Raw genomic sequence first — 18002 nt, 5'->3', positions numbered from 1 at the left:
ACTCCCGGTTGTCGAGGCACCGTCTCCTGAGGCTTGCAAACCGCCGCAGGCCCCAGCAGGGCGGGCTTGTACGGTCTCGAATGTTGATTTTAGCTGTTTTGCAGGTAGTTGCTTGCCGTGCTTGCTACATGTCTTGGGGCAATAGAGCAGGTTTTGCGCGGCGGGTTGGGTAGAATCGGGGTTTGTCCTCAGAGTTAAGGAAGGCTAATGGCTCAGCCCTACAGTGCGCGCAGCCGCGCTATCGAACCTTTCCATGTCATGGCGTTGCTGGCGCGGGCCAATGAATTGCAGGCCGCCGGTCACGACGTGATTCACCTGGAAATCGGCGAGCCGGACTTCACCACCGCCGAGCCCATCATCAAGGCCGGGCAGGCGGCGCTGGCCAATGGCAAGACCCGCTATACCGCGGCCCGCGGGCTACCGGAGTTGCGGCAAGCCATCAGCGGTTTCTACCAGCAGCGCTACGGGTTGAGCATCGATCCCGAGCGAATCCTGATTACACCCGGCGGCTCGGGAGCCTTGTTGCTGGCGAGCAGCCTGCTGGTGGATCCCGGCAAGCACTGGCTGCTGGCAGACCCAGGCTACCCCTGCAACCGCCACTTCCTGCGGCTGGTGGAGGGCGCGGCCCAACTGGTCCCGGTGGGCCCCGAGGTGCGTTATCAACTGACCGCCGACCTGGTGGCGCGCCATTGGGATCAGGACAGCGTGGGCGCGTTGGTCGCGTCGCCTGCCAACCCTACCGGTACCATCCTGACGCGGGACGAGTTGGCGGGGTTGTCGAGCGCCATCAAGGCGCGCAATGGGCATTTGGTGGTGGATGAGATCTACCACGGCCTGACCTACGGCACCGATGCCGCCAGCGTGCTGGAAGTCGACGATGAAGCCTTCGTCTTAAATAGTTTTTCGAAGTATTTCGGAATGACCGGCTGGCGCCTGGGCTGGCTGGTGGCGCCGCCTGCTGCGGTGGGTGAGCTGGAGAAGCTGGCGCAGAATCTCTACATCAGCGCGCCGAGCATGGCCCAGCATGCGGCCCTGGCCTGCTTTACCCCGCAAACATTGAACATTCTTGAAGACCGCCGGGCCGAGTTTGGCCGGCGTCGCGACTTCCTGCTGCCAGCGCTGCGCGAATTGGGTTTCGGTATTGCCGTGGAGCCGGAAGGCGCGTTCTACCTGTATGCCGATATCAGCGCATTTGGCGGCGATGCCTTCGCGTTCTGCCGGCACTTCCTCGAAACCGAGCACGTTGCGTTCACGCCGGGCCTGGATTTCGGCCGTTATCAAGCCGGTCACCATGTGCGTTTTGCCTATACGCAAAACCTTGATCGCCTACAGCAAGCCGTTGAACGGATAGCTCGCGGCCTGCGGAGTTGGCAAGGCTGATGCGCTTTAATCCTCCCCTCGAAGAAGGCCGGCTGATCCGCCGCTACAAGCGTTTTCTCGCCGATATCGAAACCGTTACCGGCGAGTTGTTGACCATTCACTGCCCGAACACCGGCTCGATGTTCAACTGCATGGTGGAAGGTGGCCAGGTCTGGTTCAGCCGCTCCAATGACCCCAAGCGCAAGCTGCCAGGCACCTGGGAAATCAGCGAAACCCCACAAGGGCGCCTGGCGTGTGTGAACACGGCGCGGGCCAATCAGTTGGTTGAAGAAGCGCTGCGCGCGGGGGTTATCACCGAGCTCAATGGCTTTACTGCCTTGAAACGCGAAGTCGCCTACGGCCAGGAAAACAGCCGGATCGATTTCCGCCTGGACTACCCGGCGGGCGCGGCGTATGTCGAAGTCAAAAGCGTCACCCTCGGGTTTGACGGGACCTCGACGGCGGCGTTTCCCGATGCCGTGACCCAGCGCGGTGCCAAGCATCTGCGTGAGCTGGCGCATCTGGCGCGTGAGGGTGTACGGGCAGTGCAGTTGTACTGCGTCAACCTCTCGGGGATCGATGCGGTGCGTCCTGCCGAAGAAATTGATGCCGGTTACGCGGCAGCGTTGCGTGAGGCCAAGGCGGCGGGCGTCGAGGTGCTGGCCTATGGCGTGCGAGTAACGTCAGAGGAAATCTGCGTCGATCGCCGGCTGGAAGTATTGCTCGGCGACTAGAGTTGTACCCACAGGCCTTGTTCGTCCTCGCGGCCGGGCAGGGCTGTCAGGCTCTGGCCGGCGCAAGGGCCGGCGACGCACTCACCGCTTTCGATCAGGAACAGCGCGCCATGGGTGGCGCACTGGATCAGGCTGGCGCTGGGGTCGAGGAACTGGTGCGGCTGCCATTCCAGCGGCACCCCGCGATGTGGGCAGCGGTTGATATAGAAGTAGGCAATGCCTTCGCGGCGCACGGCAAACAGCTTGCGGCCGTCGATATCGAAACCGAGGCTGGCGTTGGGTGCGAGTTCGCTGGAGGCGCAGAGAAACTTCATATCGATCCTTAAGTGCCGCCGTTTGCGGGCTGCAAGGCTATCCTGGTTTTTGCCGCAGAGCCCGGTGCTTGACGTGCAAATGCAAACAATTATCAAATGCCGGCTTCGCCCGTAAGCTGACTGGGCGCTCTGTACGATGTCGGGCAGCCTTGATCTGTCACATTGCGAGCGTTTCAGCGGGCTCACCCCTTGGAAGGAAACCCTTTTATGCGCCTGAGTGCCAGTGCTATCGCGCTCGTTGTCGGACTGCTGGTCAACGCTGGGGCCCAGGCCTCTGAACTGCCACAACGCTGGGTCAGCGCCGGTGGTGCGTTGTCGGAATGGGTGACGGCCCTGGGCGGTGAGTCAAAGCTGGTGGGCGTGGATACCACCAGCCAGCATCCGGAATCCCTCAAGGCGTTGCCGAGCATTGGTTACCAGCGTCAGTTGTCGGCGGAAGGCATTCTGAGCCTGCGCCCGCAAATCCTGGTGGGCACCGAGGAAATGGGGCCGCCACCGGTGTTGGCGCAAATCCGCAATGCCGGTGTGAAAGTGGAGCTGTTTTCAGCCGAGCCGGATCTGCCGACGCTGCAGGGCAACCTTCAGCATTTGGGCAAGCTGCTGGGTAACGAAGCGAAGGCTGCAGAACTGTTCAGTGACTATCAGCAACAACTTGACCACCAAAAGAACTGGGTGGCCAAGGCCCAGGCCACTCAAAAGGCGCCTGGAGTGCTGTTGCTGCTGGGACATGCCGGCGGCAAACCGCTGATTGCGGGCAAAGACACGGCGGCTGACTGGATGTTGCAGCAGGCCGGCGGCCATAACCTGGCGACCCACGATGGTTACAAGCCGTTTTCCGTAGAGTCGCTGGCGGGGCTCAATCCTGAGGTGCTGGTGTTTGCCGATCGCGCTTTGACCGGGGATGCGGCCCGCGCCGCGTTGTTCAAGGAAAACCCGATCCTGGCTTCGACGCCAGCGGCCAGGAATGGACGCGTCTATGAACTGGACCCGACGCTGCTGGTTGGCGGGCTTGGGCCACGCTTGCCGCAAAGCCTGGTGAAGCTGTCTGCCGGGTTCTATCCGTCTCAGGCTAATACCGCCCCATGACCACTCTGGTTAAACCGCGAACCCTGTTTATCGGCTTGAGTCTGCTGTGTGTATTGGCGATCTGGTTGTCATTGGCCCTGGGGCCGGTGAGTTTGCCGTTAATGGACACACTGCGGGCAGCCTTACGCTTGATGGGTGTGCCAATCGAGGCCCAAGGCCTGGAGCAGGCGGAGCTGATCCTCGGGCAGATTCGCCTGCCGCGTACGTTGCTGGGATTGGCCGTCGGTGGGGTTCTGGCACTTTCCGGCGTTGCAATGCAGGGGCTGTTTCGCAACCCCTTGGCTGATCCCGGGTTGGTCGGGGTTTCCAGCGGTGCAGCGTTGGGCGCGGCGATTGCGATTGTCGGTGGTTCGTTTTTTGGCGGTTTGCCGGATGCCCTCGGGCCTTATCTGCTGTCGTTGTGTGCCTTCCTCGGCGGTTTGGGGGTAACAGCGCTGGTCTATCGCCTGGGGCGGCGCAACGGCCAAACCAACGTCGCGACCATGTTGCTGGCGGGTATCGCCCTGACGGCGCTCGCCAGTTCGGCGGTGGGCCTGTTCACCTACCTGGCAGATGACGCTACCTTGCGCACCCTGACGTTCTGGAACCTGGGCAGCCTGAATGGCGCCAGCTACTCGCGCTTATGGCCGCTGCTGCTGGTCAGCGCCGGCGTAGCACTGTGGCTGCCGCGCCGGGCCAAGGCGCTGAATGCACTCCTGCTGGGTGAGTCGGAAGCCAGTCACTTGGGCATTGATGTTGAAGGCCTCAAGCGCGAACTGGTGTTCTGCACCGCGCTGGGCGTGGGCGCGGCCGTGGCGGCTGCGGGGATGATCGGCTTTGTCGGGCTGGTGGTGCCGCATCTGGTACGCCTGCTGGCGGGGCCGGATCATCGGGTGCTGCTGCCAGCCTCGGTGCTGGCGGGGGCGAGTTTGCTGTTGTTTGCCGATCTGGTGGCGCGCCTGGCCTTGGCGCCGGCGGAATTACCGATCGGCATTGTTACCGCGTTTATCGGTGCGCCGTTTTTCCTCTACCTGTTGTTACGAGGGCGCGCCTGATGCTGCGAGTAGAAGACCTGCAGATCTGCCGTGGGCGCAAAACTGTGCTGGCGGACATCACCCTGGACCTGCTGCCAGGAGAAGTGCTCGGCGTATTGGGCCCCAACGGTGCGGGAAAAAGTACATTGCTCGGTGCGTTATGCGGCGAGTTGCAGCCCGACCAAGGCCTTGTGTGGCTGGATCAGCGTGAGTTGAAAGACTGGGGCGGAGCGCAGCGTGCCCAGCGGCTGGCGGTGTTGCCGCAGACTTCGACCCTGGACTTTGCCTTTCGCGTCGAAGAGGTGGTGGGCATGGGGCGCTTGCCTCATCAGACGGGCCGGGTGCGTGACGATGAAATCATCAATGCTGCCTTGCAGGCTGCCGACGTTAGCCATTTGAGCGGGCGCAGCTATCTGGCGTTGTCGGGCGGCGAGCGGCAGCGTGTGCATCTCGCACGGGTGTTGGCGCAGCTATGGCCGGGTGAGACGGGGCAGACCTTGTTGCTGGATGAGCCGACGTCAATGCTTGACCCGCTGCACCAGCACACCACCTTGCAGGCGATCCGCCGCTTTGCCGACCGTGGCGCGGCGGTGCTGGTGATCCTTCACGACCTGAACCTGGCGGCGCGCTACTGTGATCGCATCCTGTTACTGGAGGATGGCCGGCCCCATGCGTTGGACACACCGGCACAGGTGTTGCGGCCTGAGCCGCTGAAGGCGGTATTCGGGCTGGATGTGTTGGTGCAGCCGCATCCGGAGCGCGGCCATCCGTTGATCATTGCCCGCTGAAAATCGCCGCAGTTTTTTATGGGCAAAAAAAGACCCGGCAAGAGCCGGGTCAAATAACCGTGATTAGCCTGATGAGGAGATAATCTGAGAGTCCGAACCAATGGTCTTTCAGTTATCGGCTGATCTCGCGACCAGTTGTGATAATCATAACGATTCTCATTTGAGAGTCAACATTTGTTTTTGCGGCCTCTTCGAATTTCCTCAAACTTCTGTTTGGAATCCCCGTAAACACGGGCGCAAGTTGGCGTCTCAATTCTTTTGGCGTGCCGTCAGAGCGTCCAGCTGACGATTTAAAGCTTCCTTGCGTTCAACGGGAATGTCATTCCAGTGCACATCCATCAGCGCGCCTTCAATGGCATACAACAACACTTTGGATGCCCTGAAACCGCGGGTGCGTACGGCACGGTACGCGTCGACTGCCCCCAAGCGGCGTAGGTCGGACGCACTGTGGATGCCCACCGCATGCAGCCATTGCGCCGACGTCTTGCCAAGGTTTTTCAGGTGTTGCAGCTCATCATTCATCAAGCCTCCTTGCGACGGCCGAATGGTTCGGTGGGTATCGTGACCAGGCAAGCCTGAAAGGAGTGTAGCGCTCAGTAGGAAAAGCGTAGTTCTTTGGTCGGCAACGACCTAAAAGCTTCTAAGGCAGGCGGGGGTTTTAGCGTAGGAAAGGGTGAAGCCCCCGGTACGCCCTGTGCGTAGCCGGGAGCCGATGCAGCGGTTTAGCGAGTGCGGTAGCGCAGGCGTGTGCCGAAATTGACGGACATCAGGATCTCATCGGCGCTTAACTCAGGGGGGAAATAAGTGCCGGAGATCTGGGCATGCGCCAGGCTCGCCCCTTCCAGCGGGCAGTCGCGCAAATCCAGGCCGCGCAAGTCGGCGGAGCGGAAATAAGCGTCGGTGAAATCCACGCCCTCGGCATTCAGGTCGCGCAGGTCCAGGCCGCGAAAGTCGCCACCGCGCATATCGATGGTGCCGTCTTTCGGACGCTCCTGGTTGAAGCCGCGGATATCATCTTTATGCAGAAGCGCGTACAGCGGGGTATCAAGTAGCTTCGGCTGGCTCACAATGGCGACTCCCGTGTTGGAATTATGGCGCCATTATAGTGCCACTATTTCTCGGCCGTGAGCCCCGGAAGGCTGCACGACCAAGAAATATTTCTTACAGCCCCGGCAGACGCTGGCGAATATGTGCCACCAATGCGTCCAGGGTCCCGCTTTCATTGGTCTCCACGCGCTTGCTGAGCAGCAACTCCTCGGCGCTGAGCGGGTCACGGGTGGCCTGCTGTTCTTCGATGATGGCCAGGGTGGCGTCGGAAGGGTCGTTCTTGTCCGCCTGACGTTGTGCCAGCCAAGCGGCGATTACCGCCTGTGGCGCATTGCAGTCAAGGATCAGGAATGGCGCGCCGGTGGCCTCGGCGATCTTGGCCGCCGCGTCGCGTTGTTCTCGCTTGAGGAAGGTCGCGTCCAATACCACCGGGAAACCGGCGCGCAGTACGGTGTCGGCGATTTCGTTCAGGCGCGCGTAGGTCGCGGCGCTGGCGTCTGCGGCGTAGATCCCGGCCTGCGGCGTGTTCTCGACCTTCTGCTCGCCGAACAGGCGCTTGCGCTCTACGTCCGAACGCAGGCGAATCGCCCCCAATGCTTCTACGAGGCGCATGGATACATGGCTTTTGCCAACGGCCGATACGCCATGGGTGATGGCCAGGAAGCGCGATGGGATGGTGCTGTAGCTTTCTGCCAGGTTGGCGTAGTTGCGGTACTGGCGCAGGGTGGTAGCGCGCTGCACCGCATCCGCCTCGGAAGGCATGCTGAACAGCGCGATCTTCGCGCGTACCAGGGCGCGGTAGGCTTTATAGAAGTTCAGTACTTCCAGGCCTTGATAGTCGCCGGTCAGCTCCAGGTACTGGCTGATGAAGCGTCGTGCCAGGCTCTTGAGGCCGCGGTCTTCCAGGTCCATCGCCAAAAAGCCGGTGTCGGCATACACGTCGGTGAAGCGGAACGGCTCGTTGAACTCGATGCAGTCGAAGATGACCACGTGGCCATCAATCATCGTGGCGTTGCCCAGGTGGATATCACCGTGGCATTCGCGGGTGAAGCCGTTGAGCTTGCGTTGTTCGAACAGTGGCTTGAGGCGCTCGAAGCTGCTTTCGGCCCAGGCCTGCAAGGCGTCCAGTTGTGCCAGGTCGGCCTTGTCGCTGAGGAACGGACGGATCTGCTCGAAGTTCTGAAGCACCGGTGCCATGACATCGTGCGGCGTGCCAGCAGAGTTAGTGGCCGGGACTTTCGGGGCATTCAGGTGAAAATGCGCGATCTGCCTGGCCATTTCGTCGATGTGCGCGCTGGTCAGTTCGCCGTTGGCCTGCAGAGTGCTGAGCAGTTGGCTTTGCGGGAACTGGCGCATTTTCAGCATGTAGTCGACCACCGGACCGTCGCCGCCCAACTGCGGTGCCTCGGCGCTGCCGGTGATCGGCAACACTTCAAGATACAAATCATCGGTCAGGCGCTGGTTGAGGCGCAGCTCTTCATTGCAGAAGTGTCCGCGGGCTTGCAGGGTGGTGAAATCGAGGAAACCGAAATTCACCGGCTTCTTCATCTTGTAAGCATAGGGCCCAGTGAGCAGGACCCAGGAAATATGGGTCTCGATGACTTGGAACTGATCCACCGGATGGGGAAACAGGGCCGGGTTTTGCAGGGCAGCAATCAGGGACTGGCTCACGGGCGATCCTTCAGAGTCTGGGAAAATTCATGGCGGGCATTATGGCTCCTACAGGCGGTCGTGCAAACCGCTGTCCGGCTCATGTTGGTCATCAATAAAGTGCGTATAATCCGCCGCCATGACTCGTACCCGATCTCCCCGTTCCCGTAAAAAACCTCCTTCCCGCGGCCTGCGCCCTTGGCTGGGCTGGGCGCTTAAGCTCAGCCTGGTAGGGCTTGTCGTGATCGCCGGCTTCGCGGTTTACCTCGATGCCGTGGTCCAGGAGAAGTTCTCCGGCAAGCGCTGGACCATTCCGGCCAAGGTCTACGCGCGCCCGCTGGAACTGTTCAGCGGCCAGAAGCTGAGCAAGGATGACTTCCTCACCGAGCTCGATGCCCTGGGCTATCGCCGCGAACCCGTGAGCAATGGCCCCGGCGCCGCTGCCGTCAGCGGCAACACGGTTGACCTGAACACCCGCGGCTTCCAGTTCTATGAAGGCCTGGAAAAACCCCAGCCGGTGCGCGTGCGTTTCTCTGGCGACTACGTAGCCGAACTGTCCTCGCTCAACGGCTCGAAGTTGCCGGTGGTGCGCCTGGAACCCTTAATGATCGGTGGGATTTATCCGAAAAACCTGGAAGACCGCATCCTGATCAAGATCGATCAGGTGCCGCCTTACCTGCTGGATACCCTGATCGCCGTCGAAGACCGGGATTTCTACAGCCACTGGGGCGTATCACCGAAGTCCATCGCGCGCGCCATCTGGGTCAACACCTCCGGCGGCAAGATGACCCAGGGCGGCAGTACGCTGACACAGCAATTGGTCAAGAACTTCTACCTGACCAACGAGCGCAGCCTGACCCGCAAGCTGACCGAAGCCATGATGGCGATGCTGCTGGAGCTGCACTACAGCAAGCAGGAAATTCTTGAGGCGTACCTCAATGAAGTGTTCGTTGGCCAGGACGGTCAGCGTGCCGTCCACGGTTTTGGTCTGGCCAGCCAGTTCTTCTTCGGCCAGCCGTTGTCCGAGCTGAAGTTGCACCAGGTGGCGCTGCTGGTGGGCATGGTCAAGGGGCCGTCCTACTACAACCCGCGTCGCAACCCGGAGCGGGCGCTGGAGCGCCGTAACCTGGTGCTGGATGTACTTGAGCAGCAAGGTGTCGCCACCCCTGAACAAGTGGCCGCCGCGAAGAAAATGCCACTGGGTGTAACCACCCGCGGCAAGCTCGCCGACAGCTCCTTCCCGGGCTTTATCGACCTGGTCAAACGCCAACTGCGTGAAGACTACCGCGACGAAGACTTGACCGAAGAAGGCCTGCGGATCTTCACCAGTTTCGACCCGATCCTGCAGATGAAGGCCGAAGCGTCGGTCAATGACACGTTCAAACGCCTGACAGGTCGTAAAGGCTCTGACGACGTCGAGGCTGCGATGGTGGTGACCAACCCGGAAACCGGCGAAGTCCAGGCCATGATCGGCAGTCGCCAGGCCAGCTTTGCCGGGTTCAACCGGGCGCTGGACGCGGTGCGGCCGATTGGCTCGCTGGTCAAGCCGGCGGTGTACCTGACCGCGCTGGAAAAACCGAGCAAGTACACGCTGACCAGTTGGCTGTCCGATGACCCGCTGTCGGTCAAAGGGGCTGATGGCCAGATGTGGACGCCGCATAACTTTGATCGTCGCTCCCACGGTACGATTTTCCTGTACCAGGGCTTGGCGCACTCCTACAACATCTCGACTTCCCGCCTCGGCCTTGAGCTGGGCGTGCCGAACGTGCTCAAGACGCTCGGCCGGTTGGGCATCACTCGCGAGTTCCCGGCGTTCCCATCGATGCTGTTGGGTGCGGGTGCGATGAGCCCGATGGAAGTGGCGACCATGTACCAGACCCTGGCCAACGGTGGTTTCAATACGCCGATGCGTGGAATCCGGAGCGTGTTGACGGCCGAAGGCGAACCGCTCAAGCGTTATCCGTTCCAGATTCAGCAACGCTTTGACCCGGCCTCGATCTACCTGATCCAGAACGCCATGCAGCGCGTGATGCGCGAAGGTACCGGGCGCTCGGCCTACAACGTGCTGCCGGCCAACCTGACACTGGCTGGCAAGAGCGGTACCAGTAACGATTCGCGGGACAGCTGGTTCGCAGGGTTCAGCCAGGACCTGCTGGCAGTGGTTTGGCTGGGGCGTGATGACAACGGCAAGACGCCGTTTACCGGTGCCACCGGCGCGTTGCAGGTATGGACCAGTTTCATGAAAAAGGCCGATCCACTGCCGCTGAACATGCCGCAGCCGGACAATATCGTCCAGGCCTGGATCGATCCGCACACCGGCCAGGGTTCCGATGCCAACTGTCCGGGCGCGGTGCAGATGCCGTATATTCGCGGCAGCGAGCCACCACCCGGTGCAGCCTGCGGAGCCAGTGCGCCCGCCAGTGCTGAATCGGTGATGGATTGGGTCAAGGGCTGGATGAATTAAGCAAAGAGGGTTTCACGTGAACAAGTTGTTGATTCCAGCTATTACAGTTTTGGCATTGCTCGGTGGTTGCGCCAGCGTGGAGCGGGGCTCTATTCCGGTGGTGGACTCCAGTACAACGGTGTCCAACAACGACCGGATCTCGGCCAACGGCGGCTTCCGCCAAACCGTTACCAACCGTCCCGCCCAGGCCCGGCCCCAGGCGCAAGCCGTGCCTCAGGACTCCGGTGTAGTGGTGATGATCCCGGGTGGTGGTGCTGCCACCTCGGCTCCGATCAGTACTCAGCCGTGGACCCCAGGCCCAAGTACATCGGGCCCGATCGACGCCACGCCGATTCAAACGGCACCGATCAACCAGGGCACCTACAACATGCCGTCGACGCCGAGTGGAATTCCTTCCGCCAGCAGTGCCGGCGGTCTGTCAGCCGATGAGCAGTTGGATGGCCCGGTGCTGGCGTTGCTCACCACTGCCCAACAGCAGCAGTCGGGTGGCGATTTGAACGGCGCATCGTCGAGCCTCGAGCGCGCCCAGCGCGTGGCACCGCGTGAACCGCAAGTGCTATACCGCCTGGCTCAGGTTCGCATGGCCCAAGGCGATGCCCCACAAGCTGAACAATTTGCCCGCCGCGGCCTGACCCTGGCCAATGGCCGTCCAGACCTGCAGGCCAGCCTGTGGAGCTTGATCGGTGATGCCCGCGAGAAGCAAGGCGATGCTGCCGGCGCCGCCCAGGCTCGGCAAAAAGCCAAGGTAAGCCTCTGATGGATGCACGCTTTCCGGCGATTGCCGAACAGTTGTTGTTGATCGAGCGCGAACTGCGCTTGCAGGGCTGGTGGGACGAAGTGTCCCCCAGTGCTGAAGCCTTGAGCAGTGTTGAGCCTTTTTCCGTCGACACGCTGGACTTTCACCAGTGGCTGCAATGGATTTTCCTGACACGGATGAAGCAAATCCTCGAACAGGACCTGCCATTGCCCAATGCGTCGGGGATTCTGGAGATGGCCGAGATGGTTTACGCCGATCGGCCACTTGAGAGCCTTGGCCTGCGGACTGCGCTGAAAAAGTTCGATCAACTGATCGTCGACGCTCGTTAATTGCCTGGCTGCCGGTTTTTCCGGCAGTCTTGCGCATATTTCTACCGCTTTGCGCCATTCAGGCGAGTTTTATCCCTCCTCAAGCCCCTTTCTTCTACGTTCTCATGCGCTTAGTTGGAAAAAAGCGCAATTATTGCTTGACTTGGAGGGGCTGAAACAGAAGAATCCAAAGTCCGCTGTAGAGGGACTGCCAGAAGCAGACCCACTCAGCAGATCATGAGGCGCATACCCGCGCCGACCTGTTACACCCGCAACGCGTTACCTCGCGCTGGGTGGGAAAATCCCGCAACACTTGGGACGCTCCCAATACTTGCTCAGTCAGTGCTGACGTAGTCGGCGACCACCGTCGCTCATGCTCTGCTGAGAAGTAAACCTATTAAGACCCGTCGGTTTTTAACGGACGGTATTCTGGCGTTTTAGAGGTGAACAACGTGGAGCTTTTATCTGGCGGTGAGATGCTCGTCCGCTTTTTGCGTGACGAAGGCGTCGACTATATCTACGGGTACCCAGGTGGTGCTCTGCTGCATGTCTACGACGCACTGTTCAAGGAACCGGCTGTTACCCACATCCTGGTTCGCCACGAACAAGCTGCTACCCATATGGCTGACGGTTACGCCCGTGCCACCGGTAAAGCCGGTGTGGTACTGGTGACTTCCGGCCCTGGCGCGACCAATGCCATTACCGGCATCGCGACGGCCTATATGGACTCCATCCCGATGGTGATCATTTCCGGCCAGGTTGCGAGCACCATGGTCGGTACCGATGCATTCCAGGAAACCGACATGATCGGTATTTCCCGGCCGATCGTGAAACACAGCTTCATGATCAAGCATGCCTCGGAAATCCCGGAAGTCATGAAGAAGGCGTTCTACCTCGCACAGTCCGGTCGCCCGGGCCCTGTGGTGGTCGATATCCCGAAAGACATGACCAACCCGGCGGAAAAATTCGAATACATCTTCCCGAAGAAAGCCAAGCTGCGTTCCTACAGCCCGGCCGTTCGCGGGCACTCGGGGCAAATCCGCAAGGCGGCGGAAATGCTGTTGGCGGCCAAGCGTCCGGTGCTCTATTCGGGTGGTGGGGTGATTCTGGGCGGCGGTTCTGCACCGCTGACCGAGCTGGCCAAGCTGCTCAACCTGCCAGTCACCAACACCTTGATGGGCCTCGGCGCGTTCCCGGGTTCGGACCGTCAGTTCGTCGGCATGCTCGGCATGCACGGCAGCTACACCGCCAACCTGGCCATGCACCATGCTGACGTGATCCTCGCCGTCGGTGCGCGGTTCGATGACCGGGTGATCAATGGCGCGAGCAAGTTCTGCCCGAATGCCAAGATCATCCACATCGATATCGACCCGGCATCCATCTCCAAGACCATCAAGGCCGACGTGCCTATCGTTGGTCCTGTGGAAAGCGTGCTGACCGAAATGGTCGCTGCGCTGAAGGAAATCGGCGAAGCCCCGAACAAGGATTCCGTTGCCAGCTGGTGGAAGCAGATCGACGAGTGGCGCGGTGATCGCGGCCTGTTCCCTTACGACAAGGGTGATGGCAGCGTCATCAAGCCACAGACCGTGATCGAAACCCTGTGCGAAGTGACCAAAGGCGATGCCTTTGTGACCTCCGATGTGGGCCAGCACCAGATGTTCGCGGCGCAGTACTACAAGTTCGACAAGCCTAACCGCTGGATCAACTCCGGTGGCCTGGGCACGATGGGCTTTGGTTTCCCTGCGGCCATGGGTGTGAAGCTGAGCTTTCCGGATACTGACGTTGCATGCGTCACCGGCGAAGGCAGTATCCAGATGAACATCCAGGAACTGTCGACGTGCCTGCAGTATGGCTTGCCGGTGAAGATCGTCTGCCTGAACAACGGTGTACTGGGCATGGTTCGTCAGTGGCAGGACATGAGCTACGGCAGCCGTCACTCCCATTCCTACATGGAGTCTCTGCCTGACTTCGTCAAATTGGTTGAAGCCTATGGCCATGTCGGCATGCGCATCACCGATCTGAAGGATTTGAAGCCGATGATGGAAGAGGCGTTCGCCATGAAGGACCGCCTGGTGTTCCTCGATATTCAGGTCGACACCAGCGAGCACGTCTACCCGATGCAGATCAAAGACGGCTCCATGCGCGATATGTGGCTGAACAAGACGGAGCGTACCTAATCATGCGGCACATTATCTCCCTGCTTCTGGAGAACGAACCGGGCGCTCTGTCACGTGTGGTCGGACTGTTTTCGCAACGCAACTACAACATCGAAAGCCTGACCGTGGCGCCGACCGAAGACCCGACCTTGTCGCGTCTGACGCTGACCACCGTTGGCCATGATGAGGTGATCGAGCAGATCACCAAGAACCTCAACAAGCTGATCGAAGTGGTCAAGCTGGTCGACTTGTCGGAGAGTGCCCACATCGAGCGTGAGCTGATGCTGGTCAAGGTCAAGGCCACGGGTGCACAACGGGCCGAGATCAAGCGCACGACCGACATTTATCGCGGGCAGATCGTCGATGTGAGCGCCAGCGTTTATACCGTTCAACTGACCGGTACAAGCGACAAGCTGGACAGCTTCATCCAGTCGATCGGGACGGCCTCGATTCTGGAAACTGTACGCAGTGGCGTCACCGGGATTGCTCGTGGCGACAAAGTACTCAGCATCTAACTCAAATTTAGCGAATGGCCTTAAACGGCCTGGATATATAGAGGAACCTCATGAAAGTTTATTACGATAAAGATTGTGACCTGTCGATCATCCAGGGCAAAAAAGTCGCCATCATCGGCTACGGTTCCCAGGGCCACGCCCAAGCGTGCAACCTGAAAGATTCCGGCGTTGACGTGACTGTTGGCCTGCGCAAAGGCTCGGCCACTGTTGCCAAGGCTGAAGCCCACGGCCTGAAAGTGACTGACGTTGCTTCTGCTGTTGCGGCTGCCGACCTGGTCATGATCCTGACCCCGGACGAGTTCCAGTCCGCGCTGTACAAGAACGAAATCGAGCCGAACATCAAGAAGGGCGCCACCCTGGCCTTCTCCCACGGCTTCGCGATCCACTACAACCAGGTTGTGCCGCGCGCCGACCTCGACGTGATCATGATCGCGCCGAAAGCACCGGGCCACACCGTGCGCTCCGAGTTCGTCAAAGGCGGCGGTATCCCTGACCTGATCGCGATCTACCAGGACGCCTCGGGCAACGCCAAGAACGTCGCACTGTCCTACGCTGCTGGCGTGGGTGGCGGTCGTACCGGCATCATCGAAACCACCTTCAAGGACGAGACTGAAACCGACCTGTTCGGCGAACAAGCCGTTCTGTGCGGCGGTACCGTTGAGCTGGTCAAGGCCGGTTTCGAAACCCTGGTTGAAGCTGGCTACGCGCCGGAAATGGCCTATTTCGAATGCTTGCACGAACTGAAGCTGATCGTTGACCTCATGTACGAAGGCGGTATCGCCAACATGAACTACTCGATCTCCAACAACGCCGAATACGGCGAGTACGTGACTGGCCCGGAAGTGATCAACGCCGAGTCCCGTCAGGCCATGCGCAACGCCCTGAAACGTATTCAGGACGGCGAATACGCCAAAATGTTCATCAGCGAAGGTGCAACCGGCTACCCTTCGATGACCGCCAAGCGTCGTAACAACGCCGCTCACGGTATCGAGATCATCGGCGAGCAACTGCGCTCCATGATGCCGTGGATCGGTGCCAACAAGATCGTCGACAAAGCCAAAAACTAAGTCGTACGGATCAAGGGAAAACGCGGCTTAGGCCGCGTTTTTTCGTTTGCGGGGCAGGTTCTGGTATAAAGCTGCATCGTTTGCGGGCGAACACTCGCCGCAAGTTTCTGTCGAAATTTTTCACACCGTTGCAAGGTAAAGTCCATGAGCGAACGTCCCGAAGAGCCAAACCAGGCCTCTGACGCCGAAAGCCTGCTACCGATCGATGAACATGTCGAAGAAGGGCACGATGCTGAAGGCCGTAAAGTCCGGCATCGTGGCATCTATCTTCTGCCCAATCTGTTCACCACTGCGAACCTGTTCGCGGGGTTCTACTCCATCATCAATTCCATGAGTGCCCAGAGTGCGTTGGCGGCCGGCGATGCGGCCGGGGCCAGCAAGTACTTTGGTTTTGCTGCGATTGCGATCTTCGTCGCCATGGTCCTTGATGGCCTGGATGGCCGGGTTGCGCGGATGACCAACACCCAGAGTGCCTTCGGCGCCGAGTATGACTCGCTGTCGGACATGGTTGCCTTTGGTGTGGCGCCGGCGCTGCTGGCATTTGCCTGGGCGCTGGGTGATATGGGCAAGGTTGGCTGGATGGTTGCCTTCATCTATGTGGCGGGCGCGGCATTGCGTCTGGCGCGGTTCAATACCCAGGTGGGGACTGCCGACAAGCGCTACTTCATTGGCTTGGCCAGCCCGGCTGCGGCGGGTGTGGTAGCCGGTATTGTCTGGGCATTCAGCGACTACGGTATCCAGGGTTCCAAGATGTCGTTCCTGGTGGCCTTGATGGTTGCGGCGGCCGGCATGCTGATGGTCAGCAATATCAAGTACAACAGCTTCAAGGAGCTGGATCTCAAAGGGCGTGTGCCGTTTGTCGCTATCCTGGCAGTGGTGCTGGTGTTTGCCGTGGTCTTCAGTGATCCGCCGCGAATCCTGCTGCTGGCTTTCCTTGTGTATGCCGCGTCCGGCCCGGTGCAGTACCTTCTGCATCTTCGTCAGCGCAAAACGTTGCCTTAATGTAATTTCCCCCATACTCCGCAGTCTATTGGTGCATCTGTCCTCCAAAGCTGCGGAGTTGCCATGTTAATCAAGTTTCCCAAAGCGTCTGATTGCCAAGAATCGGATGTCACGCCTGAATCCCTCTATTTCTCTCGCCGCAGCTTGCTCGGTGGTGCGCTTGCCGGCCTGGCTGCCAGCAGCCTGCCGCGTTGGGCCAGTGCGGATGATGCGGCACGTTATGCCGATGTCGAGCCGGGCAATGCACCTGGCTGGTTTGCCGAAAAGCTGCCGGGTACCAAATGGCAGGCGATTACCGTCAAGGACGAGGCCATCACCCCTTTCAAGGACGCAACCCACTACAACAACTTCTATGAGTTCGGTACGGACAAGGGCGACCCTGCAGCCAATGCCGGATCTCTGAAGACTGAGCCGTGGAGTGTGGTGATAGATGGTGAGGTCGCCAAACCTGGGCGCTATGCGCTTGAAGACTTCATGAAGCCCTATCAGTTGGAAGAGCGAATCTATCGACTGCGCTGTGTAGAGGCGTGGTCGATGGTCATTCCGTGGATAGGGTTCCCTATATCGGAACTGCTCAAGCACGTCGAACCGACCTCGAACGCCAAGTACATCCGTTTTGAAACCCTGCAGGATCCCAAGAGCATGCCGGGGCAGCGGTCCAACTTCGCCTTGATCGACTGGCCTTATGTAGAAGGGCTGCGATTGGATGAGGCGATGAATCCCCTGGCGATCCTTGCGGTGGGCATGTATGGGCGGGAGCTGCCGAACCAGAACGGCGCGCCGTTGCGGTTGGTGGTGCCGTGGAAGTACGGATTCAAGAGCGTCAAGTCGATCGTGCGCATCAGCCTGGTCAGCGAGCAGCCGAAAACCACCTGGCAAAGTATTGCCGCGAGTGAGTATGGGTTTTACGCAAATGTGAATCCTACCGTCGACCATCCGCGTTGGACCCAGGCGCGGGAGCGGCGGTTGCCCAGCGGGCTGTTCAGTCCCAATGTGCGTGAGACACAAATGTTCAACGGCTACGCCGATGAAGTCGCTTCTCTTTATACGGGCCTCGATCTGCGGAAGAACTATTGATGCGCTATCCGATCTGGCGCATCGGCGTCTTTATAGCAGCGGCGGTGTGGCCGCTGTTCTGGCTGTACGAGGCCTGGAGCTTTGCGCTGGGACCTGACCCGGGCAAGGTGCTGATGGATCGGCTCGGGCTTGGCACCTTGATTCTGTTGTTAATAACCCTGGGTATGACACCGTTGCAGAAGCTCAGTGGTTGGGCGGGGTGGATCGCCGTGCGACGGCAACTGGGATTGTGGTGCTTTGCCTATGTGGTTTTGCATCTCGCTGCTTACTGCGTGTTTATCCTTGGGTTGGATTGGTCGCAGTTGGGGGTTGAGCTACGGAAGCGGCCTTACATTATTGTGGGTACCTTGGGATTCCTTTCTCTATTGGTGCTGGCAGTCACCTCCAACCGATACAGTCAGCGTCGCCTTGGTGCGCGCTGGAAGAAACTGCATCGTTTGGTTTACGTGATTCTCGGGCTTGGTTTGCTGCATATGTTGTGGATCGTGCGGGCAGATCTGAAGGAGTGGGCTATCTATGCATCTATAGGGGTGGTGCTTCTGGTCCTGCGTATACCACCGGTGACGCGCCGAATTCCCCGTCTTATTGCTAAAAAACCATCTTCTGCAACAAAAGCGTAATTAACCCTTGACGGCAGATTCTTGAAGTCTATAATTCGCCCCACT

Annotated in this window: 18 protein-coding genes; 14 read left to right on the top strand and 4 right to left on the bottom strand. The window is 59.8% G+C overall.

Annotated elements, in window-relative coordinates; translation table 11 throughout:
* The first annotated feature begins 207 nt into the window (after positions 1 to 207).
* Complete coding sequence (locus tag HX811_RS19190) at positions 208 to 1380, top strand: pyridoxal phosphate-dependent aminotransferase (protein ID WP_008436881.1); 1173 nt, start codon at positions 208 to 210, stop codon at positions 1378 to 1380.
* A complete protein-coding gene (gene sfsA, locus HX811_RS19185; RefSeq protein ID WP_003212151.1) occupies positions 1380 to 2093 on the top strand; it encodes a DNA/RNA nuclease SfsA in 714 nt (237 codons plus the stop codon). Before HX811_RS19190 ends, sfsA begins: the two co-directional genes overlap by 1 nt.
* On the opposite strand, the gene HX811_RS19180 is transcribed toward sfsA, so the two are convergent.
* Positions 2090 to 2407 (bottom strand): Rieske (2Fe-2S) protein, encoded by a 318-nt coding sequence (locus HX811_RS19180; RefSeq protein WP_003212149.1) that lies wholly within the window; start codon positions 2405 to 2407, stop codon positions 2090 to 2092. The genes sfsA and HX811_RS19180 overlap by 4 nt on opposite strands.
* Before the next feature lie 207 nt (positions 2408 to 2614).
* Here HX811_RS19180 and HX811_RS19175 point away from each other — a divergent pair, with 207 nt between their 5' ends.
* Genes HX811_RS19175 through HX811_RS19165 form a run of 3 tightly spaced genes read left to right on the top strand, consistent with a single transcriptional unit; the run spans position 2615 to position 5294 of the window.
* Entirely contained in the window at positions 2615 to 3493 is an 879-nt protein-coding gene (locus tag HX811_RS19175) for a hemin ABC transporter substrate-binding protein (protein ID WP_177046905.1), read from the top strand.
* The gene (locus tag HX811_RS19170) at positions 3490 to 4527 is read left to right on the top strand and encodes an iron ABC transporter permease (protein ID WP_003212144.1); all 1038 of its coding nucleotides are present in this window, start codon (positions 3490 to 3492) and stop codon (positions 4525 to 4527) included. The genes HX811_RS19175 and HX811_RS19170 overlap by 4 nt, the downstream gene beginning before the upstream one ends.
* A complete protein-coding gene (locus tag HX811_RS19165) occupies positions 4527 to 5294 on the top strand; it encodes a heme ABC transporter ATP-binding protein (protein WP_177046903.1) in 768 nt (255 codons plus the stop codon). Before HX811_RS19170 ends, HX811_RS19165 begins: the two co-directional genes overlap by 1 nt.
* Positions 5295 to 5543: 249 nt before the next feature.
* On the opposite strand, the gene HX811_RS19160 is transcribed toward HX811_RS19165, so the two are convergent.
* The 3 genes from HX811_RS19160 to HX811_RS19150 all read right to left on the bottom strand — a co-directional run bounded on the left by HX811_RS19160 (position 5544) and on the right by HX811_RS19150 (position 8012).
* On the bottom strand, positions 5544 to 5816 hold the full coding sequence (locus HX811_RS19160) for a TfoX/Sxy family protein (protein ID WP_003212140.1): 273 nt from the start codon (positions 5814 to 5816) through the stop codon (positions 5544 to 5546).
* A gap of 200 nt (positions 5817 to 6016) precedes the next feature.
* Entirely contained in the window at positions 6017 to 6361 is a 345-nt protein-coding gene (locus HX811_RS19155) for a pentapeptide repeat-containing protein (protein ID WP_008436884.1), read from the bottom strand.
* Positions 6362 to 6455: 94 nt separating this feature from the next.
* Entirely contained in the window at positions 6456 to 8012 is a 1557-nt protein-coding gene (locus tag HX811_RS19150) for a bifunctional aminoglycoside phosphotransferase/ATP-binding protein (RefSeq protein WP_003212136.1), read from the bottom strand.
* Positions 8013 to 8130: 118 nt separating this feature from the next.
* Here HX811_RS19150 and mrcB point away from each other — a divergent pair, with 118 nt between their 5' ends.
* The 9 genes from mrcB (at position 8131) to msrQ (ending at position 17957) form a co-directional block, all read left to right on the top strand.
* Complete coding sequence (mrcB, locus tag HX811_RS19145) at positions 8131 to 10455, top strand: penicillin-binding protein 1B (RefSeq protein ID WP_102604517.1); 2325 nt, start codon at positions 8131 to 8133, stop codon at positions 10453 to 10455.
* A gap of 16 nt (positions 10456 to 10471) precedes the next feature.
* Positions 10472 to 11212: a M48 family metallopeptidase gene (locus HX811_RS19140; protein WP_008436887.1), complete on the top strand. Its 741-nt coding sequence runs from the start codon at positions 10472 to 10474 to the stop codon at positions 11210 to 11212.
* Positions 11212 to 11541, top strand: a complete 330-nt coding sequence (locus HX811_RS19135) for a YqcC family protein (protein WP_003212129.1) — start codon at positions 11212 to 11214, stop codon at positions 11539 to 11541. Before HX811_RS19140 ends, HX811_RS19135 begins: the two co-directional genes overlap by 1 nt.
* A gap of 431 nt (positions 11542 to 11972) precedes the next feature.
* A complete protein-coding gene (locus HX811_RS19130; protein ID WP_008436892.1) occupies positions 11973 to 13697 on the top strand; it encodes an acetolactate synthase 3 large subunit in 1725 nt (574 codons plus the stop codon).
* A gap of 2 nt (positions 13698 to 13699) precedes the next feature.
* Positions 13700 to 14191, top strand: a complete 492-nt coding sequence (gene ilvN / locus HX811_RS19125) for an acetolactate synthase small subunit (protein WP_003176102.1) — start codon at positions 13700 to 13702, stop codon at positions 14189 to 14191.
* Between the two features lie 50 nt (positions 14192 to 14241).
* Positions 14242 to 15258, top strand: a complete 1017-nt coding sequence (ilvC, locus tag HX811_RS19120) for a ketol-acid reductoisomerase (protein ID WP_003212125.1) — start codon at positions 14242 to 14244, stop codon at positions 15256 to 15258.
* A gap of 144 nt (positions 15259 to 15402) precedes the next feature.
* Positions 15403 to 16260, top strand: coding sequence for a CDP-diacylglycerol--serine O-phosphatidyltransferase (gene pssA / locus HX811_RS19115; protein ID WP_003212123.1), 858 nt, complete (start codon positions 15403 to 15405; stop codon positions 16258 to 16260).
* A 63-nt stretch (positions 16261 to 16323) separates the two neighbouring features.
* Positions 16324 to 17337, top strand: a complete 1014-nt coding sequence (msrP, locus tag HX811_RS19110; RefSeq protein ID WP_003212121.1) for a protein-methionine-sulfoxide reductase catalytic subunit MsrP — start codon at positions 16324 to 16326, stop codon at positions 17335 to 17337.
* The gene (gene msrQ, locus HX811_RS19105) at positions 17337 to 17957 is read left to right on the top strand and encodes a protein-methionine-sulfoxide reductase heme-binding subunit MsrQ (protein WP_177046901.1); all 621 of its coding nucleotides are present in this window, start codon (positions 17337 to 17339) and stop codon (positions 17955 to 17957) included. The genes msrP and msrQ overlap by 1 nt, the downstream gene beginning before the upstream one ends.
* The last annotated feature ends 45 nt before the right edge of the window (positions 17958 to 18002 follow it).

Origin of the sequence: Pseudomonas sp. F8002 (genome assembly GCF_013385495.1) — a bacterium.
Classification (GTDB): domain Bacteria; phylum Pseudomonadota; class Gammaproteobacteria; order Pseudomonadales; family Pseudomonadaceae; genus Aquipseudomonas.
This window is presented reverse-complemented; position numbering and strand designations above follow the sequence as displayed.